The sequence below is a fragment of the Kineococcus indalonis genome (genome assembly GCF_009906395.1).
In the GTDB taxonomy this organism is placed as follows: Bacteria; Actinomycetota; Actinomycetes; order Actinomycetales; family Kineococcaceae; genus Kineococcus; species Kineococcus indalonis.
In genome coordinates this window covers 1-5,179 of record NZ_JAAALM010000293.1, presented here as the reverse complement: position 1 = coordinate 5,179, position 5,179 = coordinate 1, and the positions used below count along the sequence as shown (strand labels likewise).

At 75.4% G+C, this 5,179-nt stretch carries 3 protein-coding genes; all 3 read right to left on the bottom strand.

The genetic code is table 11. The features are described from left to right. On the bottom strand, positions 1–1,179 hold a 1,179-nt coding region (locus GTR00_RS14090; RefSeq protein ID WP_166612239.1), incomplete at its 3' end, for a cell wall-binding repeat-containing protein. Between the two features lie 94 nt (positions 1,180–1,273). After that, positions 1,274–1,981, bottom strand: coding sequence for a hypothetical protein (locus tag GTR00_RS14085; RefSeq protein WP_166612238.1), 708 nt, complete (start codon positions 1,979–1,981; stop codon positions 1,274–1,276). A 178-nt stretch (positions 1,982–2,159) separates the two neighbouring features. Next, positions 2,160–4,808 carry a cell wall-binding repeat-containing protein gene (locus tag GTR00_RS14080; protein ID WP_166612237.1) on the bottom strand — a complete coding sequence of 883 codons (2,649 nt, stop codon included), beginning with the start codon at positions 4,806–4,808 and terminating at the stop codon, positions 2,160–2,162. Between the last annotated feature and the right edge of the window lie 371 nt (positions 4,809–5,179).

Genomic DNA, 5,179 nt, shown 5'->3' with positions numbered 1-5,179 from the left:
GGTCACCACGTCGCCGTCCACCCGCACCCGCACCTGCCGGGCGCTGCCGGAACCGGCGACGCCGACGTCGTCGAGGGCGCCGTCGCCGTCGACGTCCACGGCGGCCACGCTCGCGCACCCCGCAGCGTCCCAGCACACCAGGCGGGCGGCGGCGGCACCGACGAACGCGGTGCGGTCGCTGCCGGCGCGCTCCCACTCGCGCACCAGGTCCTCGCCGGTGCCGCGCGCGCCGGTGAGCAGGGTGGCGCGGCCCAGGGGTCCGGCGGCGAGGGCGTCGACGAGGCGGCGCTGCTCACCGCTGGTGACCAGGAGGTCGGTGCGGGGCAGGCCGCGGCGCACCGCCTCGCCGGCCACGGCCAGGGCGGTGCGCCAGCGGTCGGGGCCCTCCACGCGGGCCGGGGCGGGGAACTGCGCGGCCACGGCCGCCCCCACGGAGGAGGTGCCGCCGACGACGGTGGTGGCGGTGACGCCCGCGGCGCGCAGCGCGCCGGCCGTGGCGGAGGCGTCCCCGGTGGCCGGGGCCAGCACGAGGGGCTCGCCCAGGCGCGCGGCGGCGCCGGCGGCGGCCAGGGCGTCCACGAGGTGCGCGTCCTCACCGGAGGCGACCCAGGCGCGGGTGGCGCCGGGCTGCAGCGCGGCCACGGCGCGGGAGGTGGCGTAGCGGTCGCCGCCACCGACGCGGCCCACCGAGGCGACGCCGAGCGCGCGCACCTGCGCCATGACCGCCTCGGCCACGGCCCCCTCACCGCCGACGACGAGGACGGCGGCCGGGGCCAGGGCGCGCAGGTGCTCGGCGGTGGCGGCCGGCAGGGCGCCGCGGGCGGTCAGCAGCAGCGGCGCGGCCAGCCGGCGCGCCAGCGGCCCGGCGGACAGCGCGTCCACCAGGTGCGCGTCCTCCCCGCTGGCCAGGACCACCGCGTCGGCCTCGGGGAAGCCGTGCCGGGCGACGGCGACGGCGGTGGCGTACCGGTCGGCGCCGCGCAGCTCCACCGTCCCGTTCCCGGCGTCGGCACCGGGGTAGGTGCGCCCGCACCCGGGGTGCTGGACCGGCAGGCCCGGCGCGCAGCGCGCCTGCACGGTCTCCGCGGGCGCCGCCAGCGCCGGGGCGGGCGCCAGGGCCAGCGGTGCCGCGGCGAGCGCGGCGGCGAGCAGACGGGTGGTGCGGCGGCGCCCGGTCACGGCGGTCCCCTCCTCGGCGTGCGGGTGCCCCCGCACCCGGCGGCGCCAGCCTGGCACGGGGCACCGCGCGGCGCGGGGGTTTCCGGCGAGGCCGTCAGGACAGCGGGGCGCCCACGTCCGGCAGCGGCGTGCGCGGGTCCGGCGCGGTGCCGTTCCAGGTGACGGCGTCACCGGGCGGGTTGCCCTCGGCGGGGCGCGGGTCACCGGCGCGCAGGTACGGGTCGCCCGCGGTGGTCACGTAGACCTCGTACCGGCTGTACGGCGACTGCGCCGTGGACCCCGGCGCGGCGGTGTTCGCCCACACCTGCACCTGGTCCTCGGCGATGCGCACCGCGGCGTGCGCCAGCCGCTGCCCGCCGGCCTCGTCGTCGAACAGGCCGCCGGAGACCGGCTGACCCTCCGGGTCGGCGAACAGGTGCAGCACCACGCCGCTGTTCAGCTCGTCGGCGAACCGCTCGTCGAACAGCACGACCAGGGCGCGCGGCACCCCGTCCATCGCGCCGTACGCGGTGCCCAGGTACGTGAGGCCGTCGCTGCCGGGCACGTGCGGGGTGCCGTCGAGCAGGGAGGCGTAGCTGCGCCGCTCCCAGTCCACCGCGCGCAGCGCCGCGTACGGGTCGGCCTCCGGCGGGGCGGTGGTCGCCGTGGACGTGGTGGTCGAGGTGCTGGTGGGACTGGTCGCCGACGAGCTCGCCGCGCTCGTCACCGCGGCCGGTTCCGGGTCGGTGGACGACCCGCACGCGGCGGTGGCGGCGAGGACGAAGGCGGTCAGGACCAGCAGGGGCGTGCGGACGGTGCTCACCGTCCCATCATGGTCGCCCGGTCGCTCAGGGCGCCGTGCGGCGCGCGGCCGACGGCACCGGTCGGAGGAGTTCCGCGCCCGGGAACGACTGGAGCCCCGGGCCAGTAGGCCCGGGGCTCCAGCACTACGAGGGACGGGTGAATCGATGCTTCCTCAACTCACCGGCTCGGCGCGACGGTCAGGCCGGCGCGTTGATGGTGACGTCCACGCCGGTACCCGCGGTCAGGTTCAGGCGGTTGCCCGCGACGTCGTTGACGCCGGAGGTGTTGGTGATCGTCGCCGGGTAGGCGACCCCGGCAACGTCCCCGGCGGTCACGACGGTCGGCGCGGCGGTCACGGTGACGGTGAGCACCGTGTTGGCCGGAGCACCGGCGTTGGGGGTGTTCGCCGGGCTCGTCGGGATGGCGGCGGCGTTGAGCGAGACCGAGGCGTTCGTGCCGACGACCAGGTCGGCCACGGACGAACCGGCTGCGGTGCCGTCAGCGACCCGGATGACCGAGCCAGCGGTCGGGAGGGCCAGCGCCTCGTTGACCTGGACGGTGAACGTGTCACCGGCGTCCAGGATCCCGGCGAAACCGGCGTCCCGGGTCAGCGCGGTCGCCGACGGAACGGGCCCGGCGGTGTCGGGCTGCGGCGCGGTGGTGACGGCGTCGGTGGTGGTCACGGCCGGCGTCCCGGCGTCGCCGTCGTTGACGGCGGTGGCGCGGTAGCGGTAGGTGCCGGCCGCCAGGTTGTTGTCGGCGAAGGTGGCCGAGCCACCGCCGGTGGCCAGCTGCGCGGCCGTCGGGGTGATGGTGCCCACCGACGCGTAGGTGCCGACGGTGGTGCCGGTCACCGGAGCGCGCTCGATATTGATGGCGTCGATCTGCGCGGGAGCGGTGAACGTCACCGTCACGGTGACGTCGTCCGTGGCAGCACCGGTCGTGCCCGCCTGGGCCGCTGCCACCGTGATCGCCGGCGGGTTGGAGTTGGTCAGGTTGAAGGTGCTGACCGCGCCCGGGTCGGTGCCGTAGTTGACAGCGACGGAGTCACCGGCGCTCAGCTCCGCCGTGAACTGCGCCAGCGTCGCGGGTGCACCGGCGATCTGGAAGGTGTCGTTCGCGTCGAAGAAGAAGGCACGCGCCGAGCCGGTGCTGCCGCCGACCGTGGCGTTGAACGAGTTGCCCGTCTTATCGACCGATGTGATGGGCAGCGCAGCGGTGTTGCTGCCGTTCGCGCCTGCCTCGGCCTCGGCCGCGGTGTAGGTGGTCACCCCGCCGAGACCGAAGGACTCGACCGGCGCACCGTTGGCGTCCAGCTCCAGGCGCGGGCTCACACCACCAGCGCTGTTCGCCTGACCGGCGCTACCGTTGATGTAGACGACCGGCACGACCGTTTCGGGGGCGTTGCCCTCGATGACGAACGTGAGCGAACCGTTGACCGGGTTGGCGATCGCCGTGTTCGGGGCGCTGCCATTTGCACCGTTGTCATTGTTCGGCGTCCCGCCGTTGACCGACCGGAAGGTCGTGGAGGGAGCGACGCCACCGACACCGGCGAGGGCGAGGTAGTTGCCGCTGGCCTGCTGCCCCGCGGTGGTGTCGATCGCGAAACGGGTCTGCCCGTTCACGGTGGTGATGTTGGCCGCGTTCACCAGGGTGATGCGGTACTGCGTGGTGTCGGTCAGCCCGGTCACCGTGTAGGCGCGGTCGTCGGCGGTGACGTTGGCCGCGCCGTTGGCCTCGACGACGGCCTCGAGCGAAGCGGCCACGGCGGGGGCGACGGCGATCGTGTTCAGGCCAGCGTCATCGCCGCCCTCGGCGGCCTCCTCGGCGGCCGCGACGGTGTTGGCGGAGATGACGCCCTCACCGCCGAAGACGACGCCGGGGGCGTTGAGGGTGTCGGCGTTGGCCGCGAACCAGGCGGTGGTGGCCGCACCGAGGTCGGTGGCGGACTGGGCCAGCAGCAGCGGGCCGCCGGCGGCACCGAGGACCGGGCCGGCGACGAGCGCGTCGGCGAGGTCGTTGGCGCCGAGGGAGCCGGTGCCGATGCCGCGGGCGATGCCGGCGGTGGTGCCGTCGAAGACGTCGTTCTGGAGGGCCCAGGTGGCGAAGTTCGCGGCGGTCTCGAAGCGGTTGGCGCCGCTGGCGCGGTCGGCGGCCTCGGCGCCCACCTCGGTGGCGACCGCGGCGGAGACGACGCCCGTGCCGCCGAGGACGACGACGCGGGAGTTCGGGAAGCGCTCGAGGGCGGTCTCGGTCGCCGCGGGCACGTCGCCGGAGCGGACGAGCAGGATCGGCGAGCCGGTCGCGGCGGCGGCGGAGGAGGCGGCCAGGGCGTCGGCCACGCCGAGGCCGGAGGCGATGAAGACGTAGGGCGCGGTGGCGTCGGCCTCGGCGGCGATGTCGGCGGCCGTGGCGTAGCGGTCGGTGCCCTCGAGGCGGGTGACCGTGTAGCCCGCGGTGCGCAGCGCGGTCTCCTGCGCGGCGTTGACGACGCCGGTGCCGCCGACGATGGTGATGTTCTCGACGCCGAGGTCCTCGAGCGCGTCCAGCGTCGCCTGCGGGGTGAGGTTGTCGCGGGTCAGCAGGATCGGCTGGCCCAGCGAGGCGGCGGCCAGGGCGTCCACGTTGGAGAAGCCGTTGGCCAGGACCACCGAGGTGGTGTCCTCGAAGTTCGCGGCGGCCAGGGCCGCGGTCTCGAAGCGGTCGGCGCCGCCGACGCGCTCCAGCTCGAAACCGGGGGCGGCGAAGGCCGAAGAAGCGCTGAAGCCAATGGTCGACAGGCCAACAAGAGCCGCGACGCCGGCCCCGATACCACGCCGGCGCAACCGGGAGGTTGCTGCGGTCACGATTGCCTCCAAGGCAGTGTGAAGTGATGTTCCCCCCCACGGGGGCCGGCTCGTGCGAGCCTGCTGTCGCCGCCCTCGACCGCTACGCAGCGGAGTCTTGCGGTGACGAGAATGAACGTACACGAGAGTCACGATCGCAACACGGTGAGTGATGGGACGGATGTGACCGGTACCCCGAGTCACGACCCCGACACGCGGCGTGACCTGCGGTTTTGCCTTGAGCCACCACGTGTAACAGTTTGGTAACGCGGCGCCACACGCGTCCCGCTGGTCCCTCAGGACCCGCCCGGCATGGTCCTCCGGGATCACCGCGCACCGGTGCGTGGACCGGGCCCCGCTGGCCCGTGTGGGTGATCCCAGCGGCCCCACCC